The organism is Burkholderia sp. LMG 13014, assembly GCF_905232215.1.
Lineage (GTDB): Bacteria > Pseudomonadota > Gammaproteobacteria > Burkholderiales > Burkholderiaceae > Burkholderia.
Window position 1 is genome coordinate 1 of record NZ_CAJNKE010000959.1, and the last position, 1,479, is coordinate 1,479.

2 protein-coding genes and 1 pseudogene are annotated in these 1,479 nt (G+C 69.9%); all 3 read right to left on the reverse strand.

What is annotated here, in order from left to right; all coding sequences use genetic code 11:
• Nucleotides 1-242, reverse strand: a pseudogene (locus tag JYJ84_RS36510) (RND transporter); the annotation flags it as partial.
• 11 nt (nt 243-253) lie between these two features.
• Entirely contained in the window at nt 254-1,168 is a 915-nt protein-coding gene (locus JYJ84_RS36515) for an HlyD family secretion protein (protein WP_175221925.1), read from the reverse strand.
• A 23-nt stretch (nt 1,169-1,191) separates the two neighbouring features.
• On the reverse strand, nt 1,192-1,386 hold the full coding sequence (locus JYJ84_RS36520; protein ID WP_174957465.1) for a DUF1656 domain-containing protein: 195 nt from the start codon (nt 1,384-1,386) through the stop codon (nt 1,192-1,194).
• Between the last annotated feature and the right edge of the window lie 93 nt (nt 1,387-1,479).

Genomic DNA, 1,479 nt, shown 5'->3' on the forward strand with positions numbered 1-1,479 from the left:
GCGATCGCCTGACCGACCAGCGCATCGAGCTGCGCATCGCCGAACGCGCGCCACCAGTCCTGCAACTGCGCGGGATCGGCCGGCACCGTGTCGCGCGGCGCGATCCAGCCGGGCGGATGCGCGGGCTGCGGCGCCACGTAATCGGGGCCGACCGTCGTGCACGCGGCCAGCGCGCACGTGCAGGCGGTGGCGAAGGCGCGCACGTAGCGCGTCGCGTGCAAAGGCAGGAGCGGGCATCGCATCGTCGCCTCCTTTACATCCACGCGTGCAGCCACGACGCGAGCCGGCCGCGCGGCGTGCGCTCGCGCCCGCGTTCACCGACTTCGACGCTGCACGTCATGCCTGCCGCCAGCAGTACGCCGGCCGGCACTTGGTCGATCTCGATGCGCACCGGAATGCGTTGTGCGAGCCGCACCCAGCTGAAGGTCGGATTGACGGCCGGCAGGCCGAGCTCGTCGAGCGTGCCGTTCTCGTCCGCGATGCCGCGGCCGATGCTCGTCACGTGCCCGCTCAGCAGCGGATCGAAGCCCATCAGCCGGATCGTTGCGGGCGCACCCGTCGCGATGCGGCGCAGCTTGGTTTCCTCGAAATAGCCGGTGATCCAGAAGCTGTGCGCGTCGAGCACCGAGATACCGGGCTTGCCCTCGACCGCGTAGTCGCCGTGACGCAGGCGCAGCTGCGTCACGTAGCCGTCGACCGGCGAGCGCAATGTCGTGCGTTCGAGGTCGAGCTTCGCGACGTCGAGCGCGGCCAGCGCCTTGCGGTGCTCGGCCTGCGCGATCGCCACCGCACGGCCCGAGCGCTGGATGTCCTCGCGCGGCACCAGATCGTCGAGGCCGGCTCGCCGCTGCGCTTCGTCGTGCTTCTGGCGCATCGTCTCGGCGGTCGCGGCGACCTGCGCTTCCGCCTGCGCCACCGCCAGCGCGAAGCGCTGCGGGTCGATCCGGTACAGCACGTCGCCTTTCGCGACGCGCTGGTTGTCGATCACCGCGACTTCGACGACCGTGCCCGACACTTCGGGCGCGATCCGCACGACGTGCGCGCTCACGCGCGCGTCGCGCGTCCACGGCGCGAGGACGTATGCATGCCAGAGTGCGGCGACCAGCACGCTCGCGACGGTCACCGTGGCGAGTGTCAGCAGGGAGCGGGTGAGGGGTTTGAGCGACATGACGCGATACGTTCCGACGGGGGCTAGAAGGTGAGGATCAGCGTGGCGACCAGCACGAGCGAAATCGCGAACTCGAACAACGCCGGATGCCACACGCGGCGCAGCACGCCGAGCCGGGCGAGCAGCGCGCGCACGGCCATGTAGAGCGGCACGGTTGCGCACGCATAGACGAAGAACGGCGGCAGGTAGATGCCGGCCAGCGGGAATTCACTGAGCATCGCGGGCGCGCTCCGGAACGGTGGTGAAATAGGCGGCGTACGTATGCAGCAGCACGTAGACGTCGGCGAACGCGGCCATCAGCCACTTCAATT